The organism is Actinosynnema sp. NPDC050801, assembly GCF_040673975.1.
GTDB lineage: Bacteria > Actinomycetota > Actinomycetes > Mycobacteriales > Pseudonocardiaceae > Actinosynnema.
This window is the reverse complement of the sequence record NZ_JBFAQZ010000003.1, coordinates 153,568-179,770: the sequence shown is the minus strand read 5'-3', so window position 1 is coordinate 179,770 and position 26,203 is coordinate 153,568. Positions and strand designations below refer to the sequence as shown.

The 26,203-nt window shown below is 71.6% G+C and carries 23 protein-coding genes and 1 pseudogene; 15 read left to right on the top strand and 9 right to left on the bottom strand.

Annotation, left to right across the window (positions count from 1 at the left end):
- Positions 1-330 precede the first annotated feature (330 nt).
- Together AB0K14_RS08850 and AB0K14_RS08845 are read left to right on the top strand one after the other, a co-directional pair.
- Positions 331-1,143 carry a nitroreductase/quinone reductase family protein gene (locus AB0K14_RS08850; RefSeq protein WP_360451086.1) on the top strand — a complete coding sequence of 271 codons (813 nt, stop codon included), beginning with the start codon at positions 331-333 and terminating at the stop codon, positions 1,141-1,143.
- A 145-nt stretch (positions 1,144-1,288) separates the two neighbouring features.
- A complete protein-coding gene (locus AB0K14_RS08845; RefSeq protein WP_360451084.1) occupies positions 1,289-2,761 on the top strand; it encodes a hypothetical protein in 1,473 nt (490 codons plus the stop codon).
- Between the two features lie 91 nt (positions 2,762-2,852).
- Here AB0K14_RS08845 and AB0K14_RS08840 read toward each other — a convergent pair whose 3' ends face one another.
- The 4 genes from AB0K14_RS08840 to AB0K14_RS08825 form a co-directional block, all read right to left on the bottom strand.
- Positions 2,853-3,851, bottom strand: coding sequence for a hypothetical protein (locus tag AB0K14_RS08840; protein WP_360451082.1), 999 nt, complete (start codon positions 3,849-3,851; stop codon positions 2,853-2,855).
- On the bottom strand, positions 3,848-4,660 hold the full coding sequence (locus AB0K14_RS08835; protein ID WP_360451079.1) for an ABC transporter ATP-binding protein: 813 nt from the start codon (positions 4,658-4,660) through the stop codon (positions 3,848-3,850). The genes AB0K14_RS08840 and AB0K14_RS08835 overlap by 4 nt, the downstream gene beginning before the upstream one ends.
- 44 nt (positions 4,661-4,704) lie before the next feature.
- On the bottom strand, positions 4,705-5,082 hold the full coding sequence (locus tag AB0K14_RS08830; protein WP_360451076.1) for a GntR family transcriptional regulator: 378 nt from the start codon (positions 5,080-5,082) through the stop codon (positions 4,705-4,707).
- 166 nt (positions 5,083-5,248) lie between these two features.
- Positions 5,249-5,821 carry a TetR/AcrR family transcriptional regulator gene (locus AB0K14_RS08825; RefSeq protein WP_360451073.1) on the bottom strand — a complete coding sequence of 191 codons (573 nt, stop codon included), beginning with the start codon at positions 5,819-5,821 and terminating at the stop codon, positions 5,249-5,251.
- 79 nt (positions 5,822-5,900) lie between these two features.
- Between AB0K14_RS08825 and AB0K14_RS08820 the strand changes: the two genes are divergently transcribed.
- The 13 genes and pseudogenes from AB0K14_RS08820 to AB0K14_RS08760 all read left to right on the top strand — a co-directional run bounded on the left by AB0K14_RS08820 (position 5,901) and on the right by AB0K14_RS08760 (position 21,482).
- The gene (locus AB0K14_RS08820) at positions 5,901-7,046 is read left to right on the top strand and encodes a hypothetical protein (protein WP_360451071.1); all 1,146 of its coding nucleotides are present in this window, start codon (positions 5,901-5,903) and stop codon (positions 7,044-7,046) included.
- Positions 7,047-7,258: 212 nt separating this feature from the next.
- Positions 7,259-8,038, top strand: a pseudogene (locus AB0K14_RS08815) (serine protease); the annotation flags it as partial.
- 27 nt (positions 8,039-8,065) lie between these two features.
- Positions 8,066-8,404, top strand: a complete 339-nt coding sequence (locus tag AB0K14_RS08810) for a proprotein convertase P-domain-containing protein (RefSeq protein WP_360451340.1) — start codon at positions 8,066-8,068, stop codon at positions 8,402-8,404.
- A 327-nt stretch (positions 8,405-8,731) separates the two neighbouring features.
- Positions 8,732-12,094 carry a fibronectin type III domain-containing protein gene (locus AB0K14_RS08805; RefSeq protein WP_360451068.1) on the top strand — a complete coding sequence of 1,121 codons (3,363 nt, stop codon included), beginning with the start codon at positions 8,732-8,734 and terminating at the stop codon, positions 12,092-12,094.
- Between the two features lie 133 nt (positions 12,095-12,227).
- Positions 12,228-13,526, top strand: coding sequence for a 2-polyprenyl-6-methoxyphenol hydroxylase-like oxidoreductase (locus AB0K14_RS08800; RefSeq protein ID WP_360451065.1), 1,299 nt, complete (start codon positions 12,228-12,230; stop codon positions 13,524-13,526).
- 36 nt (positions 13,527-13,562) lie between these two features.
- Positions 13,563-15,089, top strand: a complete 1,527-nt coding sequence (locus AB0K14_RS08795) for a sensor histidine kinase (protein WP_360451062.1) — start codon at positions 13,563-13,565, stop codon at positions 15,087-15,089.
- Positions 15,080-15,721 carry a response regulator transcription factor gene (locus tag AB0K14_RS08790; protein ID WP_360451059.1) on the top strand — a complete coding sequence of 214 codons (642 nt, stop codon included), beginning with the start codon at positions 15,080-15,082 and terminating at the stop codon, positions 15,719-15,721. The genes AB0K14_RS08795 and AB0K14_RS08790 overlap by 10 nt, the downstream gene beginning before the upstream one ends.
- Positions 15,722-15,864: 143 nt before the next feature.
- On the top strand, positions 15,865-16,938 hold the full coding sequence (locus AB0K14_RS08785) for a hypothetical protein (RefSeq protein WP_360451056.1): 1,074 nt from the start codon (positions 15,865-15,867) through the stop codon (positions 16,936-16,938).
- On the top strand, positions 16,935-17,768 hold the full coding sequence (locus tag AB0K14_RS08780; protein ID WP_360451054.1) for a hypothetical protein: 834 nt from the start codon (positions 16,935-16,937) through the stop codon (positions 17,766-17,768). Before AB0K14_RS08785 ends, AB0K14_RS08780 begins: the two co-directional genes overlap by 4 nt.
- Positions 17,765-18,094, top strand: a complete 330-nt coding sequence (locus AB0K14_RS08775; RefSeq protein ID WP_360451052.1) for a hypothetical protein — start codon at positions 17,765-17,767, stop codon at positions 18,092-18,094. The genes AB0K14_RS08780 and AB0K14_RS08775 overlap by 4 nt, the downstream gene beginning before the upstream one ends.
- Positions 18,091-19,272, top strand: a complete 1,182-nt coding sequence (locus AB0K14_RS08770; protein WP_360451049.1) for a hypothetical protein — start codon at positions 18,091-18,093, stop codon at positions 19,270-19,272. Before AB0K14_RS08775 ends, AB0K14_RS08770 begins: the two co-directional genes overlap by 4 nt.
- A gap of 267 nt (positions 19,273-19,539) precedes the next feature.
- Positions 19,540-20,298, top strand: coding sequence for a hypothetical protein (locus tag AB0K14_RS08765; RefSeq protein WP_360451046.1), 759 nt, complete (start codon positions 19,540-19,542; stop codon positions 20,296-20,298).
- Positions 20,295-21,482 carry a hypothetical protein gene (locus AB0K14_RS08760; RefSeq protein WP_360451044.1) on the top strand — a complete coding sequence of 396 codons (1,188 nt, stop codon included), beginning with the start codon at positions 20,295-20,297 and terminating at the stop codon, positions 21,480-21,482. The genes AB0K14_RS08765 and AB0K14_RS08760 overlap by 4 nt, the downstream gene beginning before the upstream one ends.
- A gap of 10 nt (positions 21,483-21,492) precedes the next feature.
- Here the strand turns inward: AB0K14_RS08760 and urtE are convergent, their stop codons facing one another.
- Genes urtE through urtA form a run of 5 tightly spaced genes read right to left on the bottom strand, consistent with a single transcriptional unit; the run spans position 21,493 to position 26,097 of the window.
- The gene (urtE, locus tag AB0K14_RS08755; protein ID WP_360451337.1) at positions 21,493-22,188 is read right to left on the bottom strand and encodes an urea ABC transporter ATP-binding subunit UrtE; all 696 of its coding nucleotides are present in this window, start codon (positions 22,186-22,188) and stop codon (positions 21,493-21,495) included.
- Positions 22,188-22,937 carry an urea ABC transporter ATP-binding protein UrtD gene (urtD, locus tag AB0K14_RS08750; protein ID WP_360451041.1) on the bottom strand — a complete coding sequence of 250 codons (750 nt, stop codon included), beginning with the start codon at positions 22,935-22,937 and terminating at the stop codon, positions 22,188-22,190. The genes urtE and urtD overlap by 1 nt, the downstream gene beginning before the upstream one ends.
- Positions 22,934-23,980 carry an urea ABC transporter permease subunit UrtC gene (urtC, locus tag AB0K14_RS08745; RefSeq protein ID WP_360451038.1) on the bottom strand — a complete coding sequence of 349 codons (1,047 nt, stop codon included), beginning with the start codon at positions 23,978-23,980 and terminating at the stop codon, positions 22,934-22,936. The genes urtD and urtC overlap by 4 nt, the downstream gene beginning before the upstream one ends.
- Positions 23,977-24,867 (bottom strand): urea ABC transporter permease subunit UrtB, encoded by an 891-nt coding sequence (gene urtB / locus AB0K14_RS08740; RefSeq protein WP_360451035.1) that lies wholly within the window; start codon positions 24,865-24,867, stop codon positions 23,977-23,979. Before urtB ends, urtC begins: the two co-directional genes overlap by 4 nt.
- Positions 24,868-24,879: 12 nt before the next feature.
- Positions 24,880-26,097: an urea ABC transporter substrate-binding protein gene (gene urtA, locus AB0K14_RS08735; protein ID WP_360451033.1), complete on the bottom strand. Its 1,218-nt coding sequence runs from the start codon at positions 26,095-26,097 to the stop codon at positions 24,880-24,882.
- Positions 26,098-26,203 lie beyond the last annotated feature (106 nt).

The following is a 26,203-nucleotide window of genomic DNA, read 5'->3' as shown; positions in this document are numbered from 1 at the left end:
CCGGGATAAGCTCGGACCCGTGACTGCCGGGTCGGCCTTGGGCCACGAGCGAGAGAGTCACCCGGCCGAGCTTTGATCGCCGGGTGGGCCAGGGGCCCGCCGCACACCAGGGTTTCCCGGGTTTCCGCGCAGGTAGGCGCGATGCACCCGGACCCGTTCAGCACACCAGCGCAGCCGCGCATTCACGCGCGCCCATCGCGGTCCCCGCGCGGGACCGCCCTGCGAGCGCGCCTCCACAAGACCTCCACCGAAAACCACGGCTGAATTCACCCGTGGTGACTCGGTCATGCCCAGAATCAGCATGCCCAGAATCAGGGAGACCAACCACAGATGGATTTCAACCAGCAGGTGATCGACGAGTTCCGCGCCAACGCCGGCCGCGTCGGCGGACCCTTCGAAGGAGGCAGGCTCATCCTGCTGACGACCACCGGCGCCCGGTCCGGCGCCCGGCACACCAACCCCGTGGGCTACCTGCCCGACGGCGACCGGATCGTGATCATCGCGTCGGCGGGCGGCTCGCCGCGCCACCCCGACTGGTTCCACAACCTCGTGGCCGACCCCGTGGTCCAGGTGGAGGACGGCGTCTTCACCTACGACGCCAAGGCCACCGTCCTGGAGGGCGCGGAGCGGGACGAGCTGTGGGCGCGGGCGGTCGAGTCGGACCCGGGGTGGGCCGAGTACCAGGCCAAGACCACCAGGCGGATCCCCGTGGTCGCGCTGACGCAGGTCGCGGGCGGCCCGCCGAACGCGTCGAGCTGGGGCGCGGCGCTCAAGCTGGTGCACGACGCGTTCCGCCGGGAACTCGCGACCATCCGCCGCGAGGTCGCCGGGTCCAAGCCGACCCTGGGCGCGCAGCTCAAGGTCAACTGCCTGACCGCGTGCCAGGGCCTGCGGTTCCACCACACGGTCGAGGACCGCGGCACGTTCCCGATGTTGCGGGACCGGTTCCCGGAGCTCGCGCCCACGCTGGACCGCCTGGGCGAGGAGCACGAGCGCATCGCCGCCCTGCTGGAGCAGCTCCAGCGGACCCTGGAACGGGGTGACGCGGCCACCCTGCGCGCGGACGTGGACCGGTTGATCGGCGAGCTGGAGGACCACCTGACCTTCGAGGAGGAGCAGCTGATCCCCTTCCTCGACGCGTGATGACAACCGGATGGCCGGTCCGGGACATGTGATGGGTAGGTAGGACTACCCGTCTTTGTCCCGCCGGGCGGGGTGCCGGTCGACGTGGCTCGTTCACAGCATGTTGAATGCTCATGTTTTCCATCCACCGAGCAAGGAGATGTCCGTGGGTAGAGCAAGGGGCTTGGGGGCCCTGTTCGCCTCGCTGGTCGCCGCGGCGACCGTGGTGAGCGCGACAGGAGGAGCCACCGCCGCGCCGACGGCCCGCACGACGCTGAACCCGGCGGCGGTCGCGGAGTCCGTGCGGTACCTGGTCGACAACTACGGTGTCAGCGAAGGGGAGGCGCTGCGCCGGCTGGAGCTGCAGGACGAGGCGGTGCGCCTGGACGGCGTGCTGCGCCGGGAGAACCCGGCCGAGTACGGCGGCATGTGGCTCGACCAGACCTCCGGCGAGCTGGTGGTGGCCATGACCGACCCGGCCGCCGCGGACCGGCACCTGGCGGACGTGCCCGACCGGGCGCACGTGCGCACGCAGGCCGTCCGGCACTCGCTGACCGACCTGACCGCCGCCAAGGACCGGATCGCCGCGAAGGTGGGCGCCGGTGCCGACGCGGTGTACCTGCCCGCGGTCGACGAGCGCGACAACGAGGTGGTCCTGTGGGAGCGCGCGTGGGTCGCGCAGGAGAAGGCGTCGGTGGCCGCGTCGTCGGTGGCCCGGGAAGGTGACGCCGCACGTCGGGCGGTCGCCGACGAGGCCGGCGTGGCGGTGCGGACCAAGGTGCTGCCCAAGCCGAACCCGTTGGCGGCGGCGTACCCCGACCAGGGTTACTGCCACCCGCTCAACTGCGGCGGCTACGGGCCCATGCGCGGCGGCCTGCGGCTGGACATGCAGCGCAACGACAACAGCTGGGGTGGCTGCACGGCCGGCTTCAACCTGCGCTCCACCGGCGGTGGCCACCCGGGCAAGGGCTGGGTGCTGACCGCGGGCCACTGCATGGCCGGCAAGACCAAGAACACGCCGACGCAGCACAACGGCGTCCCGGTGCTCCAGCAGCACGGCATCGAGCGGAACTCGTACCCGTACGACTTCGCCGCCCTGCCGTACGTCGACACGGCGGCCCGGAACATGTGGTTGGAGGCCCACACCGGGCGCAACCGGGTGCTGAAGCACTGCCGCAACGGCGGCACGGACAGCAACGCCGACACCCCGTGCGGCGAGCAGGCGGTCTCGGTGGACGAGTACATCACCGGCATCCACCCGCTGACCGAGGTCAAGGCGGGCTGGGTGGTGTGCGCCTCCGGCTCCGCCTCCAGCGTGGCCGACTACCCCGGCGCGGTCGACAGCGGCGCCGGTGCCGGTTACAAGGTCGGCACCCGCTGCGGCCGGGTGCTGTCCACCGACGTCGGCATCAACACCGACATCTGCGCCCGCCCCGGCGACAGCGGCGGTCCGCTGTTCAGCCAGGTCGACCACACCGCGCTCGGCATCCTGGAAGGCAACCAGCAGGCGCGCCTGGGCGCCTGCAAGTCCGGCGAGCTGAACAACTACGTGCCGATCGACACGGCCCTGAACGGGCTCAACACCAGCTTCAAGAGCCTGCGGTCGACGTTCAAGGTGATCACCACGCCGAACGGCTGACCGACGGCGGCCCACCTCCCGTCGCGGGGGTGCTGTCGGCGAACGCGCCCCGTCGGCTTCGGCCGGCGGGGGCGCGTTCGCCGGTCGTGCGTCAGGTGGACCGCTTGCGCAGCCACCACAGCGACAGCGCGATCAACGCCGCGGCCGCCAGGGCGAACAACCCGAACTCGATGAACTGGAACGCCCAGAACCGGCTGCCCGGGTGCACCAGGTTCGCCGTGCCCGTCAGCCCGGAATCGGCCGCGCACTGCACGTAGCGCGCGTCACCGGGTTCGCCCGGTAGCTGCTCGCACCGCGACAGCGCCTCGTACGCGGCCTCTTCGTCCTCGACGAACCGGCCGTCCAGGTCGCTGAACCCCTGTGCGAGGCTCCACCGGCCGGGGTCGATGGAAGCGCTCTGGGCGGGGTCGTCGAACGGGATGGTCGCCACCACCGGGGTCGTGTAGTTCGGCCGCGCGAACATCCGCACCGCGTACACCGCACCCAGCACGCCGACGAGCGTCACCGCCATCGCGGGCAGCGTGCGCCGCAGCAACAACCCCGCCGCGATGCCCAACGCCACCGCGAACAACGTGTACCCGATCAGCGCCACCGGCTGCGCCTCGAAGTACCTGGGCTGCAGGCGCTTCCACACGTCGAGGGGAGCGGCGAGCGACATCGTCGCCCACCACTGCGCCGCGCCGAGCAGGGCCGCGCCGAGCACGGTCGCCGCCAGGACGACCGCCACCCGCGTGGTGAACCACCGCCGCGGGCTGATCGACTGGCTCAGTGCCAGCAGGTGCGTGCGCTGCTCCCACTCCCGCGCGAACATCGGCGCGCCGACGAAGGCGCCCGCGAGCGCGGCGAAGCCGAAGACCGCCGCCCGCGCCAGCTCGTCCAGGTTGAACAACCGGGCGCGCAGGTCCCAGTACCCCTTGGCGTCCTCGCAGAAGCGGTCCGGTGCCTGCCCGAAGCAGGCCGCCACCTCCTCGGCGTCGAGCTGCGAGGCCAGGCGGACGTGCATGAAGACGACCAGCCCGGTGAAGACCACCGCGTACGCGGCCAACGAGAGCAGCACCGCGCGGTGCTGCCGCCAGGCGACCCAGATCACGCCGCCTCCCCGGTCCGCAGGTACGCGACGACCAGCTCGTGCAAGGCGGGCGGGCTCGCCTCGGGCAGGTCGGGTGGACCGGCCAGCCGGAGCAGCGCGGTGACCTGGCGCTCGCCTTCGCGCGCGGTGACCACCTCGTGGTCGCCGAAGTCGGCACCACGCGCCGCGACCACCACCCGGTGGGCGTCGATCAGCTCGTCCACGTCCCCAGCCAGCCGCACACCGCCCCGGTCGAGCAGCAGCAGGTGGTCGCACATGCCGTCCAACTCGGCGATCACGTGGGAGGACAGCACCACGGTCACCCCGGTCTCGGCCACCGCGACCATGAGCGTCCCCGCGGTCGCCTCCCGGGCCACCGGGTCCATTTCGGACAGCGGCTCGTCCAGCAGCAGCACGTCCGGGCGGCGGCCGAGGGCGAGCACGAGCGCCAGCCGGGCGCGGTGGCCGCCGGACAGGCGGCCGACCTTGGCGTCCAAGGGCAACCGGGCCGCGCCGACCAGGTGCTCGGCGTAGTCCTGGTCCCAGGTGAGGTTGGTGGCGCGGCCGAAGCGCAGCGTCTCGGCCACCGTGAACCCGCGGTACAGCGGCTTCTCCTGCGCGACGAACCCCACGTCACCGCGCACCTCGACGGTGCCCTCGGTCGGCCGTCGCAGCCCGGCGGCGAGCACCAGCAGCGTGCTCTTGCCCGCGCCGTTCGCCCCGACCAGCGCGGTCACCGTGCCGGGCGCGAGCTCGAACGAGCAGTCGCGCAACGCCCAAGTGCCGCGGTACCGCATTCCCAGCCGGTTCGCGCGTACGGCGAAACCCACATCCGAACCCAACGCAAAGACCCCCAAGTGTGAAGGAACGCAGATCAGAAGCGCTTGTCGAGGACCGCGCGGAACAACGCCTCGACGTCTTCTCGGCCCATGCCGAGCGCGCGGGCGCGATCCATCCAGTCCAGCAGCTCACCGCGTAACGGCGAGTCCTCGGCCACGCCCGGCGTGACCAGCGAGCGGCGCACGAACGTGCCGAGCCCCGGCATGGGCTCGACCAGTCCCTCGCGCTCCAGCTCGCGGTACGCCTTGAGCACGGTGTTCGGGTTGATCCCGGTCTGCGCGACCACGTCCTTCGCGGTGGGCAGCCGGTCACCGGGCCCGACCAGGCCGAGCCGCAGCGCCTGCTTCACCTGGTGCACCAGCTGCAGGTAGGTGGCCACGCCGGACCGGCGGTCGATCCGGAACTCGATCAACCTTCAACCCTTCCACTAAGTGATTAGTGGAATGACTGTGACGCACGGTGCGGCCTGCTGTCAAACGCATCCGGTGGTCGCTACGCCGACTCCTATGACTGGTCGATCACTCACTTTCGGTGCCGGGTGAAGGCCGCCGATGCGGCGGCCTTCACCCGGCGGGCGTTCAGTAGTGGCGGATGCCCTTGGCCAGCGTCCGCGCCCACGGTGCGTCGACGTCGTCGGCGCTCACCGCCATCACCAGGTGGCACAACATGCCCCTGGCGAAGAAGTCCTGCACCTGGTCCTCGCCGCCGTCGGACATGCCGCGCACGTACTCGACCATCCGGGCCACCCCGCGCTGGACGACCTCGCGCACGGCCGGTTCGGAGATCGCCGCGCACTGGGCGTGCATCTGCACCAGCAGGAGGGTGTTCTCCTCCGCGATCAGGCGCGCGTAGGCGTCGCCCATCGCGTGGAGCACGGCCTCCGGCGTGCTGCCCCTGGCCTCGGCGACCCCGTCGGCGAGGCTCTCCCTGATGCGCGCGAAGCAGTGCTCCACCACGGACAGGAACAGCGCCTCCTTGTCGGGGAAGAGCCGGTAGACGTAGGCCTGCGAGATGCCCGCGGACTTCGCGACCTCGCCGGTGGTGGTGCCGTAGTAGCCGCGGGCGGCGAACGCGCCGAGAGCGGTGCGCAGGACCGTCTCCCGTCGTTCCTCGGCGGTGGAGAGTCGTCGTTCGCTCGGTGCTCCGGCCATGAGTGTAATCCACCACTCACACCTGGGAAAGTCAAGTCGGCACGCTGGGGGGTCGTCGGCGCGGGCTAAGGTCGCCCGCATGTCCCGTGGTGTCTTAGGCGTCCTCGTGCTGCTGGCCGCGTGCTCATCGCCTCCGGTCGCCGCGCCGCCCGACGCCACGGGCACGACCGGCACCACCGCCGCCTCCACGACCGCCGCGGTTCCCGTCGTCACGACCACCACCGCGGCGCCGACCTCGACGACGACCCGGTTCACCCCGCCGCCGGCGGGCAACCCGGGCGGCGGCGCGCCGGTGCCACCGGAGGCCGCCGCCGTGGACACGACCCGCCCGACCCGCGTGATCGGCAACGGCACCCCGGCCAGCTGCACGCCCCAAGCCGTGGTCGCGGCCGTCGCGGCGGGCGGCGTCATCACCTTCGGGTGCGGCCCCGAACCGGTGACCATCACCATGACGGTGACCGCGCAGGTCCGCAACGACGCCGCGCCGGAGGTCGTGCTGGACGGCGGGGGACTGGTCACGCTCAGCGGGGCGGGGCAGCGGCGCATCCTCTACCAGAACACGTGCGACCGGGCGCTGGGCATCACCACGTCCCACTGCCAGGACCAGGACCACCCGCGGCTGACCATCCAGAACCTCACGCTGGCGGACGGCAACGCGGCCGGCGCGGCCGAGGGCGGCGGCGCGGTCTTCGTGCGCGGCGGGCGGGTCAAGGTGGTCAACTCGACGTTCCTGCGCAACGCGTGCGACCGGGACGGGCCGGACCTGGGCGGTGCGGGGATGCGCGTGCTCAGCCAGTCGCAGGGGCGGCCGGTGTTCGTGGTCGGCAGCACGTTCGATGGCGGCACGTGCGCCAACGGCGGTGCGTTGAGCAGCATCGGCGTCTCCTGGGTGGTGCTGAACAGCGTGCTGCGCAACAACTCCGCCGTGGGTCGCGGCGCCAACCCGGCCCGCGCCGGGACACCGGGCGGTGGCAGTGGTGGCGCCATCTACGCGGACGGCAACGGGTTCACGGTCCGCATCGCGGGCAGCATCGTCGAGGACAACAAGGCCAACGAGGGCGGCGGCGCGGTCTTCTTCGTCAGCAACGACCGCACCGGCACGATGTCGGTGGAGTCCTCCACCTTGCGCCGCAACCCGAGCGCCGGCTTCGAGACGCCCGGGTACAAGGGCATCTTCTTCCTCGGCGCGACCGACCCGTCCGTCACCGCCTCGACGATCCAGTAGTCGACCGGCGCGAACCTGCGTCCCACCCGCGCTCGCACCGGAAGAACTCCCGTCGATCGACGGATTGTCGCCACCCTGTCCGGCGCGCACGATGAGTCGCCGGCAGAGGGGCCGGCTGGATAGTTCCCTGCGATCTCGACGTCCGGCCACCCTGCGAGCACGACCCCGGCCGGGCGCGGGAAGGATCAACCTTGCGCAACACCACGAGAAGGATGCTTGCCCTGGCCGCGGGCATCGTCGCCACCCTGGCCGCGTTCGCGGGCCAGGCGGTCGCCGCTCCACCGCCACCGGACGCGGGCAACCCGACGCCGATGGTCGTCGGCGGCACCCAGGCCGCCAAGGGCGAGTTCCCCTGGATGGTCCGCCTGTCCATGGGCTGCGGCGGCTCGATGCTGACCGACCAGCTGGTGCTGACGGCGGCGCACTGCGTCAGCCGCACCGGCAACAACACCTCCATCACCGCCACCTACGGCGTGGTGGACCTGCAGGACACCTCCCGCACCACCCGCACCTCCACCTACGTGCACCGCTCGCCCACCTACCCCACCTCCACCGGCGGTGACTGGGCGATCATCAAGCTGGCGAGCCCGATCACCGGCGCCGCCCTGCTGCCCATCGCCACCACCGCGGCCCACAACACCGGTGTGTTCACCGTGGCCGGTTGGGGCGCCACGAGGGAGGGCGGTGCGGGGTCGCGCTACCTGCTCAAGGCGAACGTCGACTACATCGACGACACCACGTGCAAGAACTCCGACCCGTACTACGCGGACCTGATCCCGGCCGCCGAGCTGTGCGCGGGCAAGCTCGCGGGCGGCGTCGACACCTGCCAGGGCGACTCCGGCGGCCCCATGTTCCGGCGTGACGGCAACGGCGCGTGGATCCAGGTCGGCATCGTCAGCCACGGCAACGGGTGCGCCCGCCCGGAGAACCCCGGCGTCTACACCGAGGTCAGCACGTTCGCGGCGGCCATCACGCAGGCGGCAGCCGACCTCGGCGGCACGCCGCAGCCGCCCGGCAAGGTGTTCGAGAACCTCGACGACGTCACCATCCCGGACGCGGGCACGGCGGTCTTCAGCAACGTGACCGTCACCGGCGTCGCGGGCAACGCGCCGTCCACCCTGAAGGTCGGCGTGGACATCAAGCACAGCTGGAGCGGCGACCTGGTGATCGACCTGGTCGCGCCGGACGGCTCCACCTACCGGCTGAAGGGCTCCAGCAACTCCAGCACGCCCAACGTGGTCACCACCTACACGGTGAACGCGTCCTCCGAGGTCGCCAACGGCACGTGGCGGCTGAAGGTGCAGGACGTCTACAGCCAGGACACCGGCTACGTGGACGCCTGGAGGCTCACCTTCTGACCCGCACTTCCGCGCCACCCCGACAAACCGCGCGTCGAGCACTCGGCGCGCGGTTTGTCATATAGGTGCCAAAAGTCATCCCGGAAAGGCGCTCGAAGTTGCTAATCCCCATTTTCGTCCGGCGCGGGTCTGTGTCTCATCCGTGCAGGTGGCAGCCCCTGTAATTGTCCGAAGGTGATAATTTTCCGGACTTCTCCCCAATGGGTGTTCGGCGGTCTTGCGCAAGTGTTGCGGCGTGGTTAATTTGCCCTTTGCAGCGCGTCTGCGAACCATTCCGACCTTGCCCCCTATCTGCTGGCGTGCGCTCGGCGTCAGGGAGGACGTTCCGTGAGACACACAAGACCAGCCCGCGGGCTGACCAGGCTCGGCGCGGTGTCGACCGCGATCATGGTCGTCGCGGGCCTCGCGATCGGCGTGGGCACGAGTTCGGCCGCACAGGGCGACCTGACCCAGACCTACAGCTGCCCGTTCCCCCTGATCGGCGACCAGACCGTCTCGGTCGACATCAAGACCACCCAGCCCGGCTCGGTCGCGGCGGGCCGGTTCACCCCGAAGCTCGACATCACCGCCGTGTCCAACGCGGGCCCGACCGCCACCCAGGGCCTGCGCCTGGTCGGCGCCGAGACCATCCGCGGCACCGCCCGCGCCACCTCGGAGGTCACCGCGCCGGGCGACCAGGGCACGCTCACCGTGCAGGTCGCCACCATCGTGCCCGACCAGCCGATCCCGGCCGTCGGCAACGACCTCGTGCTCAACGCGGTCGGCTCCGCGCCCGGCCTGCGCTTCGACCAGCCCGGCACGGCCACCGTCGAGGTGACCGACCTGGTGCTGGAGATGACCCCGCTGCGGGCCGACGGCAGCCCGACCGACCTCGGCACGTTCGTCGCCGACTGCACGCCGACGCCCAACCAGGACACCGTGCTGCAGACCTACGACGTCACCGGCACGGCCGTCACACCCGAGACGCCGGCCGGCACGGGCGGCACGCCGCCGCTGCGCCAGGTCTACACCTGCCCGTTCCCGTTGATCGGCAACCAGAACGTCACCGTGGACATCGACACGACCCTGCCGACCGAGGTCGGCGTCGGCGGCTTCACGCCGCAGATCGACATCACCGCCGTGTCCAACGCCGGACCCACCGCGACCCAGGGCCTGCGGCTCGTCGGCGCCGAGACCATCCAGGGCACGGCGGTCGCGACGTCGCTGGTGCGGTCGCCGGGCGGCCACCAGGCCGTGGCCGTGCCGACGAACGTGCCGAACCAGCCGATCCCGGTGAGCGGCGACCTGGTCATCAACGCCGCCGGCGTCGCGCCCGCGCTGCGGTTCGACCAGCCGGGCACGGCGACGCTGTCCGTGCACGACCTCGTGCTCACCATGACCCCGAAGAAGGCCGACGGCAGCGACACCGGGCTCGGCACGTTCGTCGCGGACTGCACGCCGGTCGACGCGGCCCAGCGCACCGTGCTGCACACGTTCACCGTGGTCCCGGCGCCGGACACCGAGGCGCCTGCGGTTCCGGCCGGCCTGACCGCCGGCGAGACCACGCAGACCAGCGTGCCGCTGTCGTGGACCGCGGCCACCGACAACGTCGGCGTGACGGGCTACGACGTGTACAGCGGTGACACGCTCGCGGCCAGTGTCGCGGGCACGAGCGCCACCGTGGACGGTCTGGCGGCCGACACGGAGTACACGTTCACGGTGGTGGCGAAGGACGCGGCGGGCAACCGGTCGTCGGCCAGTGCTCCGGTCACCGCCCGCACCAAGGCGGCCCCGGACACCCAGGCCCCGACCGCGCCCGGCACCCTGACCTCGACCGGTGCGACGCCGACCAGCGCCTCCCTGGCGTGGGCGGCGGCGAGCGACAACGTCGGCGTGACCGGCTACGAGGTGTTCAACGGCACCGCACCGGTCTCCACCACCACCGGCACCACGGCCACGATCGCCGGCCTGAGCCCGGACACCGAGTACACGTTCACGGTCCGGGCGCAGGACGCCGCGGGCAACGTGTCCGACGCGAGCAACGCGGTCACCGTGCGCACGCCCGAAGCGCCGGACACCGAGGGCCCGACCGCGCCCGCGAACCTGCGCTCCACCGGCGCGTCCGCGTCGAGCATCGGCCTGGCCTGGGACGCCGCGACCGACAACGTCGGCGTGACGGGCTACGACGTCTACAGCGGTGACACGCTCGCGGCCACTGTCGAGGGCACGAGCGCCACCGTGGACGGTCTGGCGGCCGACACGGAGTACACGTTCACGGTGGTGGCGAAGGACGCGGCGGGCAACCGCTCCGCGGCCAGTGCCGCGATCACCGCCCGCACCCGGACCGCGCCCGACACCGAGGCGCCGACCACCCCGACCGGTCTCACGGCCACCGGCGTCACGCAGTCCAGCGTCACCCTGAGCTGGGCCGCGTCCACCGACAACGTCGGCGTGACGGGGTACCGGGTGTTCAACGGCAGCACGGCGGCCACGACCGTCGAGGGCACGACGGCCACGGTCGACGGCTTGGCCGCCGGCACCGAGTACAGCTTCACCGTGGTGGCCGAGGACGCGGCGGGCAACCGGTCACCGGCGGGCACCGCCGTCACCGTCCGCACCGACGACGCGCCGGACACCCAGGCGCCCACCGCGCCGAGCGCCCTGCGGTCCACCGGGCAGAGCCGGAACAGCGTCGCGCTGGCCTGGGACGCGTCGACGGACAACGTCGGCGTGACGGGATACGAGGTTTTCAACGGCACGACACCGGTCTCCACCACGACCGCCACCACCGCCACGATCGACGGCCTGACGCCGGACACCGAGTACACGTTCACCGTCGTCGCCGAGGACGCGGCGGGCAACACGTCCGACGTGAGCGCCGCGCTGAAGGTGCGGACCCAGCCGCTGCCCGACACCGAAGCACCCACCGCGCCCGGCAACCTCCGGTCGACCGCGCAGACCGAGAACAGCGTCGCGCTGGCCTGGGACGCGTCCACCGACAACGTCGGCGTGACGGGTTACGAGGTGTTCAACGGCGCCGCGCCGGCCGGGACCACCGCCGGCACCGCGGCCACGGTCGGCGGCTTGGCGCCGGACACCGAGTACGCGTTCACCGTCGTCGCCAAGGACGCGGCGGGCAACACGTCGGCCGCGAGCACCGAGGTGAAGGTCCGGACCAAGGCGGGACAGGGCCCGCCGGTCGTCGAGTACGGCTACGGCCTGACCGGCAGCACCAGGATCAAGGCCGCCAACGGCACGGTCCCCCTCACCGGTGGCATCGCCGCCGTGCTCGACCTGTCCACCGGGGCGTTCCAGGCCGACCTCACCCTCGACCCGACCGTGGGCCGGTTCAAGGCCTTCGGCTTCGTGCCGGTCCAGGCGAAGATCCGGTTCGTGCAGGCGGCCAAGACCACCGGCGCGCTGGCGGGCGGGGTGCTCAGGTCCACGTCGAGCGTGACGGTGAAGCTGCCGCACGTCACCGTGCTCGGCATCCCGGTCAGCACCAGCCCGGATTGCCGGACGAGGACACCGGCGTCGATCCCGCTGGAGTCCAGGCCCGGCTTCGACCCGCTCGGCGGCGGCACGCTGGCCGGCACCTACACCCTGCCCCCGCTGACCGGCTGCGGTCCGCTCAACGGCTTGATCAGCGGGATGACCGCGGGGCCGGGCAACACCATCGAGGTGAAGCTGTCGCCGCGCCCGCGGCGCTGACACCGACATCCGGGACGAGTGGCCCCGCACCGGACACCCGGCGGGGCCACTCGGCCGATGCGCCCGGACGCGGATCGACAGGTTCGCACAGCGGAAGATGCACGGGGCCGGGGAACTGCGCCACAGTCGCCGAATGACGCATGCGGTGGTGATGGGCGCGAGCATGGGCGGGCTGCTGGCGGCACGGGCGCTGGTCGGCTCCTACGATCGGATCACGGTGGTCGACCGGGATCCCTTACCGGCCGACGTCGGGCACCGCCGCGGTGTCCCGCAGGCCAAGCACTTCCACACCATCCTGTTGCGCGGCAAACAGGTGCTCGACGAGATGTTCCCCGGCCTGACCGACGAGCTGGTCGTCGAGGGCGCGATACCGGTCGGCTTCAACGTCGACGCGCGGTTCGTGCTCGCGGGCCACCCCATGGTGCGCGCGGACACCGGCGCGTCGGACATCCAGACGACCCGGCCGATGCTGGAGGGCGCGGTTCGCGCGCGGATCGCCGACTACCCCGGCGTGAAGATCGTGCCCGAGTGCGACGTGGTCGGCCCGGTGTTCGAGCGTGGCCGGGTGACCGGCGTCAAGGTCACCCGCAACGGCGCGGACGAGGTGCTGGACGCCGACCTCGTGATCGACGCGATGGGCCGGTCCGGCCGGGCGCGGTCGTGGTTGGCGTCGTTGGGCCTGCCGACGCCCGCCGAGGACCGGATCGACGTCAACATGGTGTACGCCAGCCGGTTGGTGCGCCCGTCGACGCCGTTCAAGGACAAGCTGGTCCTCGTCGGCCCGGTGCCCGGCCGGCCGACCGGGTTCGCGTTCGCCGCGCAGGAGCACGGCCAGTGGATGGTCACCCAGGTCGGCATGGCGGGCGACCACCCGCCGACCGACGAGGCGGGTTTCCTGGCGTTCCTCAAGCGGTCCGCGCCGCCGGACGTGCTGGACGCCGTGGTCGCCTCCGAACCGCTCACCGAGATCCGCACGCACCGGTTCCCGGCCAGCCTGCGCCGCCGCTACGAACGGCTCCGGCAGTTCCCAACCGGCCTGCTCGTCTTCGGTGACGCGATGTGCAGCTTCAACCCGATCTACGGCCAGGGCATGACCGTCGCGGCGATGGAGTCCGAAGCACTGCGCAAGTGCCTGGCCGACGGCGAGACCGACCTGGCGCGGCGGTTCTTCCGCGCCGCGGGCAAGATCATCGACCCGGTGTGGCAGCTCAACGCGCTGGGCGACCTGGCGCTGCCGGAGATCCCCGGTCACCGGTCGCTGTCCACCAAGGCGTTGAACAAGTACGTCGCCCGGTTGCAGCGCGTCGCCACGCACGACCCGGTGGCCGCCACCGCGTTCATCCGCACCATCGGCCTGCTCCAGCCGCCGACGTCGATCCTGCGCCCCGACGTGCTGGCCCGGGTCGTGGCAGGCGGGATGCGCCGCGACTGAGCCGACGAGCCCGCGTGAACGGCTACCTTGGGCACCATGCTGCTGCCGTCCGCGATCCTCGCGGTGAGCGCGGTCTTCGTGATCGCGGGTGTGATCAGCCGCCGGGTGCAGCCGCACAACCGGATCGGGCTGCTGTTCGTCGGGGTCGGCGCGGGCTGGCTGCTGGAGTACACCGTCGACGAGGGACCCTTCGTACTGATGCTGGTCTCCAGCCTGTGGCCGTCGGTGCTCGGGCACGCGCTGGTGGCGTTCCCGACGGGCAGGCTGCGCACGGTGACCAGGCGCCTGGTCGTGACCGCCGGGTACTTCGAGTCCCTCCTGCTGAGCGTGGCGTTCGAGTTCGAGCGCGAACGGTGGGCCGCCGCGATCATCGGGTCCGAGACGGCGATGACGGCCGTGGTCGGGGGCTCCATGCTGGGCCTGCAACTGCACCGCTGGCGGTGCAGCAGCATGGCGCAACGGCGCACCCTGACCGCGATGCTGGGCGCGACCGCGGTGGCGGTCACCGCGTTCGCCGTGTGGGAGCCGGTGGAACGCGCGGGCCTCGACCCGCCGGTCGTGGTGCTGATGCTGGCGATGAGCGGGATCCCGTTCGCCTACCTCGCCGGGCTGCTGCGCCGCCGGATGGACCGCGGCGAGGTGGCCGACCTGGTGGTGCGGCTCAGCGGCGACAGCAGGCACGCCGGGGTGCAGGAGGCGCTGGCCGCCACGCTGCACGACCCGGGCCTGCGGGTGGCGTACTGGGTGGCTGAGCAGCAGCGGTACGTGGACGCGGACGGCACGCCGGTCGCGCTGGACTCCGCGCACACCAGGGTGGACCGGGGCGGCGCGCCGGTCGCCGTGCTGCTGCACGACCCGGTGCTCGACCTGGAACTGGTGGACGCCGCGTGCGCCGCGGTCGGCCTGGCGCTGGAGAACGAACGGCTCACCGCGGAGCTGCGGGCCAAGGTGCGGCAGCTGGCCGAGTCGCGCGCGAAGGTGTTGCGCGCCGCCGAGGACGAACGCCGTCGGGTGGAGCGCGACCTGCACGACGGCGTCCAGCAGCGGCTGCTGTCGGTGGCGATGACGTTGGGCCTGGCGGAAACCGTGCCGCCGCAACGCGGGCGTGCGCTCGCCGCCGAGGCCAAGCAGGCGGTGCTGGCGACGATCGACGACGTGCGCGCGGTGTGCCACGGCATCCACCCGCCGGTGCTGACCGAGCGTGGCCTGCACGGCGCGGTGCGCGAGCTGACCGCGTTGGCCGAGCCGCGGGTCGACCTGACGCTGGACCTGCCCGACACCGTGCCGCCGCTGGTGGAGACGACCGCGTACTACGTTGTCGCCGAGGCGCTGGCGAACGTGGCCAAGCACGCCGAGGCGTCCCGGACCAAGGTCGTGATCAGCGGTCGGGCCGGGCAGCTGGTCGTGGAGGTCGACGACGACGGGTGCGGGGGAGCGGACCCGGAGCAGGGCACGGGGCTGCGCGGGTTGTGCGATCGGGTGGAAGCGAACGGGGGGACGATGCGGGTGCTCAGCGCGCCGTCGACGGGCACGAGCGTGCGGGTGGTGCTGCCGTGCGGGTAGTGATCGCGGAGGACTCGACGTTGCTGCGCGAAGGGCTGGCCAGGCTGCTCGCCGAGGCGGGCTTCGACGTGGTCGCGGCGGTGGAGGATGCGCCGACGCTGCTGGCGTCGGTGGACGAGCACCGGCCCGACGTGGCCATCGTGGACATCCGGATGCCGCCGACGCACACCGACGAAGGGCTGCGGGCGGCGGTGGTGCTGCGCAGGCAGTACCCGGCGACCGGGGTGCTGGTGCTGTCGCAGTACGTCCGGGTGAGCTACGCGGCGGAGCTGCTGGACGCGGGCGCGGACGGCGTCGGGTACCTGCTCAAGGACCGGGTGTCGGACCTGGCCGAGTTCACCGCCGCGATCCGGCGCGTCGGTGCGGGTGGCTCGGCGTTCGACCCGGACGTGGTGAGCCGGTTGCTGGTGCGGCGGCGCGACGAGAGCGACGACCGGTTGACCGAGCGGGAACGGGCGGTGCTGGCGTTGATGGCGGAGGGCCGAACCAACCAGGCCATCGCGCAGCGGCTGTTCATCGCGGAGCGGACCGTGGAGAAGCACTGCACGAGCATCTTCACCAAGTTGGACCTGTCCGCGAGCCCGCACGACCACCGTCGCGTGCTCGCGGTGCTGCGATACCTGAACGCGTGACTCGCTGGACCACCGTCGCGGGATCGCCATTCTGCGTCACCCCGACGCGTGACTCGCCCTTGATCGCGTGGTGCGGTTAACCGCACCACGCGGTGGTGCTGGCACGGTTCCGGCGCGCCCCGTCGCGCGGGCAGGCTGGCCCCATGACACTGGGGCGCGACTTGGAAGTTGACCACCTGGCGGGCAGCCCGGCGCCGGCGCGCGGGCGGCCCCGGTCCGGCTTCCGCACGGACCTGATCACGGTGCTGCTGGGCACCTGGTTCTCGATCGGCTTGTTCCTGGACGCGTGGGCGCACTCCAACGTGCCCGAGCTGGAGTCCTTCTTCACGCCGTGGCACGCGGTGTTCTACTCGGGCTTCGCCGCGACCGGCGCGTGGATCCTGTGGGTGCTGTGGCGCAACTACCAGCAGGGCCTGCGCGGGCTGGACGTGGTGCCGGTCGGCTACGGCCCGGCGGTGCTCGCGCTGCCCGCGTTCGCGGCCGCGGGCGTCGGCGACTACCTGTGGCACACGTTCATCGGCATCGAGCAGGGCATCGACATCCTGTTCAGCCCCACCCACCTGGTGCTGATCACGTCCATGATCGTGATCCTCACGACGCCGCTGCGCACGCTGTGGAGCGACCCGGACGTGGTGAGCCCGTCGTTCAAGCAGTTCCTGCCCGCCGGGCTCGCGCTGGCGTTCGCCACCTCGTTGGTGCTGCTGTTCGCCGGCTACGCCGACGCCACCGTGTTCCGCAGCGATCAGGTGATCAGGGCGTTCAGCTTCGACAAGGCCGAGGGCGGCTCGGGCCGGGCGGTGGAGCTCGCCGCCTCGATCATGTTCACCAACCTGATCATGGTCGTGCCGCTGCTGCTGGTCGTGCGCCGGTTCCGGCTGCCGTTCGGCGTCGCGACCCTGCTGGCCTTCGTGGTGATGCTGCTCAGCACGGCCGTCGCCAACTACACCAACATGAGCATCGCGATCGGGTTCGTCGTGGCCGGCGTGGTCATCGACGTGCTGCTGCTGAAGCTGCGCCCCTCCGAGGAGCGGGTCAAGGAGTACCGGATCTTCGCCCTGGCGGCGTCCTTCGTCACGTGGGCGGTGTACTTCGCGGCGGTGATCATCGACAGCGGCACGACGCCGGGCGTCACCGAGATGTGGACCGGCGCGCCGATCATGGCCGCGCTGCACGGTCTGCTGATGGCGGTGGTGCTCGTGCCGACCGCCCGCCGGTGAGGGTGTCGCTGCCGGCCCTCGTGCTGCTGATCGCCACCCTGCTGGTCGCCCCGGCCACCCCGGCCCAGGCGCACGCCGGCGGCCTCACGCCGCAGGACCACCTGAGCCGGGTCACCGGGATCGACCCGCCGCTGCCCGGCGTGACCGCGACGATGGTCAACCACGGCACCGAGCTGGAGATCCGCAACGGGGGCGCGGTCCCGGTCGCCGTCACGAAGACCGCGGGGGGAATCGGTGACGGGGCCGAGGTCGCCGACCACGTGGTCGGGCCGGGCGAGACCTACCGCTTCCGCGACGAGCGCACCGCCGCGCCGCAGTGGGAGGTCCCGCTCGGCACGTCGGTGGTCAGGGGTCGGGTGGACGTCACGCCCGGCCCGAACCCCCTGTGGTGGCTGCTGATCACGCTCGCGCTCGCCGTCGGCGGCTACTTCCTGGGCCGCCGGCGGGCGCTGCTCGCGGCCGGCGTGGTCGTGGTGACGGCCGGGCACGTCTGGCACGCGGTCGGGTCGACGCTCGCCGTGACCGGCCAGTCGTTCGTGCCCCTGCTGCTCGGGGCCAGTGGCGTCGGCCTGGTGGCGTGGCCGCTGACCGCGGTCGCGGTGGTGGCGGCGGTGCGGCGGAAACCGGCGACCGCGTTCGTGGCGGCCGTCGTCGGCGCGATGCTGGTGGTGGCGGGGATACCGGACTTCGACAGCTTCCGGTTCTCCCGACTGCCGTTCGCCGGTCCGGCCGACGTGGACCGGCTGCTCGTGGCACTCACCCTCGGCGGGGGACTCGGCCTCGCCGCGGGCGGATTCGACTACCTGAGAAGGACTGGTTCGACCACATGAGGACCATCTACGCCGTGGCGTTCGCCCTGCTCGTGCTCGCGGGCTGCGCGCCGGCGGCCGAACCCGCACCACCCACCGGACCGCTGCGGCTGGAGCTGTCGGTGGACCAGGCGTCACCGCAGCGGGTGGAGGCGGCCCGCGGGCAGGCCGTCGAGCTGACCGTCACCAGCGAGGAGCCGGTGGACGTGCACGTGCACGGGATCGACGTGCTGGCCAAGGCGGAGCGGGGGAAACCCGCCGTGCTGGCGTTCACCGCGGACCGGACGGGCACCTTCGACGTGGAGGCGCACCCGGACACGTTGTTGGTGCAGCTGGTGGTGCGGTGACGGTCCTGGCGCACGGCGTCGGCGCGCGGCACGACCTGCCGCTGCCGCTGGACCTGGTGCTCCAGGGCGCGGCGGTCGCGCTGCTGGCGTCGTTCCTCGCCCTGGGTCTGCTGTGGACGACACCGCGGTTCGACGCCGCCGAGCCCGGTGCCACCGAGCCCGGTGCCACCGAGCCCGACGCTGCCGAGCCTGGTGCCGCCAAGTCCGGTGCCGCCAGGTCCGGGGCCGCCGAGCCCCGGCCCGAACGGGACTGGTGGCCGGTGCGGCTGCTGGTCGCGGTCGGCCTGCTGTTCGTACCCGCCCAGGCGTGGCCGCACCTGGTGTTCGTGCTCGGCTGGGTCGGCGTGGCGGTGCTGTCGATGCTGTTCGGCCCGGTGTGGCGGGTAGTCAACCCGCTGCGCCTGGCCACCCGCGTCACGCTCGGCCGCACGTACCCCGGGTGGCTGGGCCACTGGCCCGCCGCGCTGGGCCTGCTCGCGTTCACCTGGGTCGAGCTGGTCGAGCCGGCCGCCCTGCCGTGGTTCCTGGTGGCGTACGCGGTGGTGAACCTCGCCGGTGGCGTGGTGTTCGGACCGACGTGGTTCGAGCGGGCCGACGGCTTCGAGGTGTTCTCGACGCTGCTCGGCCGGTTGTCACCACTGCGCGGCAACCCGTTCCGGGCGCTCGTGGCCACACCCGTGCGGCCGGGTCTGGTCGCGGTGGTGGCGGTGCTGCTCGGCTCGACCGCGTTCGACAGCATCGGCTCCACCCCGACCTGGGCACGCCTGGCGGTGCCCGACCCGGTCGGGCTGGTGGCGACCGTGGTCCTGGTCGCGGGCAGCTACCTGCTCGCGAGCCGGTCGCTGGGCGGGCGACTCGCCCACTCGATGGTCCCCATCATCGCCGGGTACGTCGTGGCGCACTACTTCTCGCTGCTCGCCGTGGAGGGCCAACGGGGCGTGGCACTGCTGCTCGGCGTCACCGGCTTCACCCCGGACGACACCCTCGCCGTACCGGTCCTGGTCGCGTCGGTGCAGGTCGGGGCGGTGCTCGCCGGACACCTGCTGGCCGTGGTGGCCGCGCACGACCGCACCTTGCGGCTGCTGCCGCCCCGCCAGCACCTGACCGGTCAGGTGCCGCTGCTGGTGCTCATGGTCGGTTACACCGCCGGTGGGCTGGCACTGCTGTTCGCCGGGTGAACGCCGTGCCGGCGTGTTCGCGACCGTCTGTCGTGACACAAATAACCCCATTGGGCTAACTGGTTAGCTCGTTGAGGTTGATTTCTCCGCATTCCAGCGGTCTTGGCATCGTGATCATGGTGCGGTGCGGCGTGCCCGTCACCTGACAGCCTGGCATTTCCCGGCACACGGATGAACGTCCTTCTCACCGGATCGGGTCTATCACTAGTTTTCGTAGCGTGAAATCGCCAGATCTGTGGAATTCATCCGAGTGACGAAAGGGCGTTGATGAGCATTTATCTCACAGGTCTGCTGTGGGTCGCCGGCGCGGCCGTCGTGGCCGCCGTCATGGCTTACTTGATCCGCAAGTACGGCGAGCTGGAGGGCCGCTCGGCCAACAACGAGGCCGCGGGGCAGGTGTTCACGATCGTGGGCGGCCTGCACGCGGTCCTGGTGGCGTTCGTGCTCATCGCCCTGTTCGACGCCGTCAACCAGGCCAGTGAGGCCTCGTACCGGGAGGCGGACGGGCTGGTCGCCGCCACCTGGGCGAGCGACGCGTTGTCCAAGGAGACCGGCGACGAGGTCCGCGAGATGTCGCGGGTCTACGCCGAGACCGTCATCGGCGACGAGTGGCCCGGGATGGTGGAGGGCACCGACTTCGAGTCGACCGGCTGGTCGCAGCTCGACCGGTTGCGCCAGTTCGTGGCCGAGGCGCCCGCCACCGACGAGTGGCAGGTGGAGCGCAAGACCGAGGCCGCGAACCAGCTCTGGACGGTCTACGAGGCCAGGCAGGAACGGCTGAACGCGGCGGGCGGCGGTGTCAGCTCGGTGGTGTGGTTCGTGCTGATCGCGGGCAGCGTGCTGGCCGTGTGCCTGCCGCTGCTGTTCGGCGGGCCGCGCATCCGCACCCACGTGCTCATCGTGGCCACCCTCGCCGCCACCATCACGCTGCTGCTGTACGCGACCTACCAGCTGCAGAACCCGTTCGGCGGTGGGGCCGGGGTGAGTCCCGCGGCCTTCGAGGCCGCCGTGGAGCGGTTCGGATGATCGAAGCTCTCGCGCAGGTCGTGTGCACCGCCATCCAGGTCGAGGCGGGGGCGCACGGGCCCTCGACCGCCTTCCAGGTGCGGTTCCCGTCCGGCGAGGTGACCCCGCTCAACGCGCTTGACGTGCGGCTGAACGCCATCGGCTTCTCCGCCCGGCAGAACCTCGTCTACGGCCTGGACCCGCAGGGCAGGCTCGTCGCGCTCGACCGGTCGGGCCGGGTGGTCGGCAAGCCGACGCCGCCCTCGCACCTGCTGGGGCACGCGACGGCGGGCGCGGTGGTGGGCGAGCGGCTGGTGGTGCGTGCCGGCCCGTGGCTGCACTCGGTCGACATCGACCCGAAGAGCCCCACGTTCGGGCACGTCGTGCACAAGGCCTGGCTGTGGCCGTCGGAAGGGGTGACCGTCGACGACTTCGACGTCAACCCGGCCGACGGCCTGCTCTACGGCGTCGCCACCCACCACGGCCGCGGCGCGGTGGTGAGCATCGACCCCCGCACCGGCAAGACGACCACCGTGCCCGGCGTCGGTCGGCTGCCCGGCGGCAGCGGGTACGGCGCGGTGACGGTGGCGCCCGACGGCGCGCTCTACACGACCAACAACCGGCACGGCGGCCGCAGCACGTTGTGGCGGGTGGCGTTGGACGGCACGGGCGTGGTCACCGAGATCTCGTCACGGCCGGCGCTGCACACCATCGACTCGACCGGCTGCCTGTCCTCGATCCCCACGCCGACCACGACCACCAAGCCCACCACGACCACGAAACCCACGACGACCACGAAACCCACCACCACGAAACCGACGACCACCACAACCACCACCACAACCACGACCACGACGACCACGACACCCGGCCCGACCCCGACGACCACAACCGCTCCGCCGACGACGACCACTACCACCACCACGAACCCGCCACCGACGACCACCATCGCGCGGTCGACCACCACACCGCGGCCCGTGCCCCTCGTCCCACTGCCCAACCCGCCGCCGCCACCGCTGCACACGCCGCCACCGCCTCCGCCACCACCGCCACCGGTCGACGTGGACATACCCGACCGTCGGGCGGAGACCCTGGCGCCGGCCGACAACACCGTGCGCGACCAGCGCCGCTGGGGCCTGGTGGCGATGATCCTGATCCTGGGCGCGGGTGCGCTCGCCCGCCAGGCCGCGAGCAGGCGGCGGTAGGCCCGGCGGCTCACACGGCCAGCATCCGCCGCACCTCCTCGTCCTGGAGCTCGTCGGTGGAGCCCGCGTGCACGACCTCGCCCGCGTCCATCACCACGAAGCTGTCGGCCAGCCGCACCGCGAAGTCCAGGTACTGCTCGACCAGCAGCACGGTCAGCCCGGCCTCCCGGTGCAGCCGCTCGATCGCGGCCTCGATCTCGTCGATCACCGACGGCTGGACGCCCTCGGTCGGCTCGTCCAGCAGCAGCAGCCGCGGCCGGGTGATCAACGCCCGCGCGATGGCCAACTGCTGGCGCTGCCCGCCGGAGAGGAACCCGGCGGGCCGCTTGAAGAACTGCCGCAGCGCCGGGAACACGTCCAGCGCCCCGTCCACCGCCGCCGGGTCGCGGTGCCCGGTGGCCTCCAGCGTGACCTGGAGGTTCTCCCACACGGTCAGCTGCGGGAACGACACGTGCCCCTGCGGCACGTACCCGATGCCCGCCCGCACCCGCTGGTGCGTCGGCATCCGCGTGATGTCGTGGCCGTCGAACGTGATCCGGCCGGCGGTGGGCGTGAGCGTGCCCATGACGGTCTTGAGCAACGTCGTCTTGCCGACGCCGTTGCGCCCCATCACGCACACCAGCGACCCGGCGGGCACCTCCAGCCCCACGCCGAACAGCACCCGCGCCCGCCCGTAGGCCGCGTCCACCCCGGACACCGACAGCATCACGTCACCGCCTTCCCCTTGGCCCGCCCCAGGTACACCTCGCGCACCTGCGGGTCCTCCTGCACCTCGACCACCGATCCCTCGCGCAGCACGTACCCCTGGTGCATCACGGTCACCTTGCGCGCGTACTTGCGCAGGAACTCCATGTCGTGCTCGACCACGACCACCGTGTGGGTCGACGCGATCCGGTGCAGCAGCTCGCCGGTCCGCTCGCGCTCGGCGCGGCTCATCCCCGCCACCGGCTCGTCCAGCAGCAGCAGCTTCGGCCGCTGCACCAGCAGCATCCCGATCTCCAGCCACTGCCGCTGGCCGTGCGAGAGCACCCCGGCCGGCTTGTCCGCCAACGCGGTCAGCTCCGCCGCCTCCAACGCCGAGGCCACCGCGTCGGACACACCGCGCCGACGCCGAAACAAGGACCGCAGCGGCAGCCGGAAGCTGTCCGCGAGGTCCAGGTTCTCCACCACGGTCAGCTCCTCGAACACGGTGGCGGTCTGGAACGTGCGGCCGACACCCATCCGCACGATGTGGTGCTCCCGCCTGCCCACCAGCTCCCGACCGCCGAACGTGACGCTGCCCGAAGCGGGCCTGGTCAGCCCGGTCACCACGTCGATGAGCGTCGTCTTGCCGGCGCCGTTCGGACCGATCAGGAACCGCAGCTCGCCCTCCTCGACGGTGAGGTCCAGCCCGTCGATCGCGGCGAAGCCGTCGAACACCACGCGCAGCCCGCGCACCTCCAGCAACGCCGTCACGCCGTCACCTCCGCGGGTCGCCGACGGGCGGGCAGCCGGTGCCGCGCGGACTCGACCACGCCCGCCAGGCCCTTCGGCGCGAACACCAGCACCAGCACGAACAGCCCGCCCTGCAGGTACAGCCAGCCCTCGGCGAAGTCCTCGCTGAACAGGGTCTTGGCGTAGTTGACCGCGATCGCGCCCGCGATGGCTCCCGCGAGCACGAACCGCCCGCCGACCGCGACGCCGACCAGCAGCTCCAGCGACGGCACGATGCCGAGCAGCGCGGGGGAGATGATGCCGACGACGGGCACGAACAGGGCACCGGCCAGACCCGCCATCACCGCCGAGACGGTGAACGTGATCGTCTTGACCACGGCCGGGTCGTAGCCGAGGAACCGCACCCGGTCCTCGCCGTCGCGCACCGCCACCAGCAGCCGGCCGAACCGGCTGCGCACCAGCAGCTTCGCCACCAGGAACGTCACGCCGAGCACGACGGCGGCGATCGCGTACACGGCGCGCTGCCCGTTCGGGTCGGTCAGGTCCAGCCCGAAGAACTGGCTGAAGTTGGTCATGCCGTTGGTGCCGCCGGTGAGCCCCTGCTGACCCACCAGCAGGATCACGAACGCCGCCGCCAACGCCTGGGACAGGATGGCGAAGTACGCGCCGCGCACCCGCTGCCGGAACACCAGCAGCCCCAGCAGGAACGCGACCACGCCGGGCACCAGCACCACCGCCGCCAGCGCGAAGACCGGGTTGCCGAACGGCTTCCACAGCGCGGGCAGCTGCTCGACCCCGCTCCACACCATGAAGTCGGGCAACCCGGCCGACCCGGCCTCCTTCAGCTTCAGGTACATGGCCATCGCGTAGCCGCCGAGGCCGAAGAACACGCCCTGGCCCAGCGTCAGCATCCCGCCCTGACCCCAGGCCAGCGCGATGCCGACCGCGACGATCGCGAAGCACAGGTACTTCGCCAGCAACCCGAGGCGGAACGGCGAGAGCGCGAACGGCGCCACCGCCAGCAGCACGACGCACGCCACGAGGGAGATGCGACCCCACGTCATACCAGCGCCCTCCCCTTCAGCACGAACATGCCCTGCGGCCGGACCTGGAGGAACGCGATGATCGCCAGGAACACCAGCACCTTGGCCAGGCTCGCGTCCGTCCAGAACTCCAGGTAGCCGTTGAGGAACCCGAGCGCGACCGCGGCCAGCACCGCGCCGCGCAACTGGCCGAGCCCGCCCGCGACCACGACCAGGAACGCGTCCACGATGTAGAAGGTGCCCAGGCTCGGGCCGACCGGGCCGACGAGCGTCAGCGCGACGCCCGCCACCCCGGCCAGCCCCGAGCCGAGCAGGAACGTGAACCGGTCCACGCGCCCCGTGGCGATGCCGCTGTAGGCGGCCAGCTCCCGGTTCTGCACCACCGCCCGCATCCGACGGCCGGCGGGCAGCCTGGTCAGGTAGAACCACACCCCGACCACGCACAGCACGGCGAGCACGATGATGAACACCCGGTTGTGGGGCAGCCGGACACCGAGCACGTCCACGCCGCCGACGAGCCACGACGGCGCGGTCACCTGCACGTTGGGCGCGCCGAAGACGTCACGTGCGAGCTGTTGCAGCACCAGGCTCACGCCCCAGGTCAACAGCAGCGTGTCCAACGGCCGCCCGTAGAACCGCCGGATCAGCGACCACTCCAGCAGCAGCCCCATCAACCCGGCCACGACGAACGCGACCGGGAGCGCGACGAGGAACGACTGGCCGGCGTCGTCCAGGAACGAGGAGCTCTGCAAGAGGTACGCGGTGTAGGCGCCCGCCATGATGAACTCGCCGTGCGCCATGTTGATCACGCCCATCTGACCGAACGTGAACGTCAGGCCGAGCGCGATGAGCAGCAGCACCGCGGCGATGCTCAGCCCGATGGGCAACTGGTTGGCCAATGCCCCCATGGGTCGACCCCCTTAACCCAGGCCCCCGGCCCAGTCGTAGGACTTGAGGTACGGGTCGGGCTTGATCGGGCCGGGGGAGGACCACACCTCCTTGATCTGGCCGTCCGCCTGGACCAGACCGATCCGGGCGGTCTTGGCCACGTGCTGGTTCTCGCCGTCGATGGTGGTCGTGCCCTCGGGCGCCTCGATCGAGATGCCGCCCGCGGCCTTCTTCACCGCCTCCACCTCGGTCGTGCCCGCCTTCTTCACCGCCTCCGCCCACAGGTGGACCGCGTTGTAACCGGCCTCCATCGGGTCGGACGTCACCTTGTCCGCGCCGTACTTCGCCTTGAACGCCTTGACGAACGCGTCGTTCGCGGGCGTGGTGGTGGTCTGGTAGTAGTTCCACGCCACGAGGTGACCGGCCACGTTCTCCGGGCCGATGCCCTTCACCTCTTCCTCCGCGACGCTCACCGACACCACCGGCGTGGTCTGCGGCGTGATGCCGGAACCGCGCAGCTGCTTGAAGAACGCCACGTTGCTGTCGCCGTTGAGGGTGTTGAACACCGCGTCGGGCTTGGCGTCGGCGATCTTGTTGACCAGCGTGCTGTACTCCGTGTGACCCAGCGGCGTGTACTCCTCGCCCAGGATCTCGATGCCCTTGGCGGCGGCGTACGCCTTGATGATCTTGTTGGCGGTGCGCGGGAACACGTAGTCGCTGCCCACCAGGAACATCTTCTTCTTGCCCTGCCCGGCCAGGTAGTCGAGCGCGGGCACGATCTGCTGGTTGGTCGTCGCGCCGGTGTAGAAGATGTACGGCGAGCTCTCCAGGCCCTCGTACTGCACCGGGTACCACAGCAGCGCCTTGTTGCGCTCGAACACCGGCAGCATCGCCTTGCGGCTGGCCGAGGTCCAGCCGCCGAACACCGCGGCCACCTTGTCCTGCGAGATCAGCTTCTGCGCCTTCTCGGCGAACGTCGGCCAGTCCGACGCGCCGTCCTCGGTGACCGGGACGACCTTCTTGCCCAGCAGGCCACCCTTGGCGTTGATCTCGTCGACGGCCAGCAGCTCGGCGTCGCGCACGGTCACCTCGCTGATGGCCATGGTGCCGCTCAACGAGTGCAGGATCCCGACCTTGATCTCGTCACCGGAGGCGCCCGCACCACCACCGGGTTCGTCGACGCAGGCCGTCACGAGCAGAACGGGCAGCAGGAAGGCGATCAGACCGCGACTGGAGGTTCTGGGACGCACCGGCGGCTCCTTTCGAGCAGGTGGAACCGAGAAGCTATGAACCGCGTGTTGCGTGCCGGGCGCGCGAGGTTACGTTCACGTGGCCAAGTGCGCACGGTATGCACTT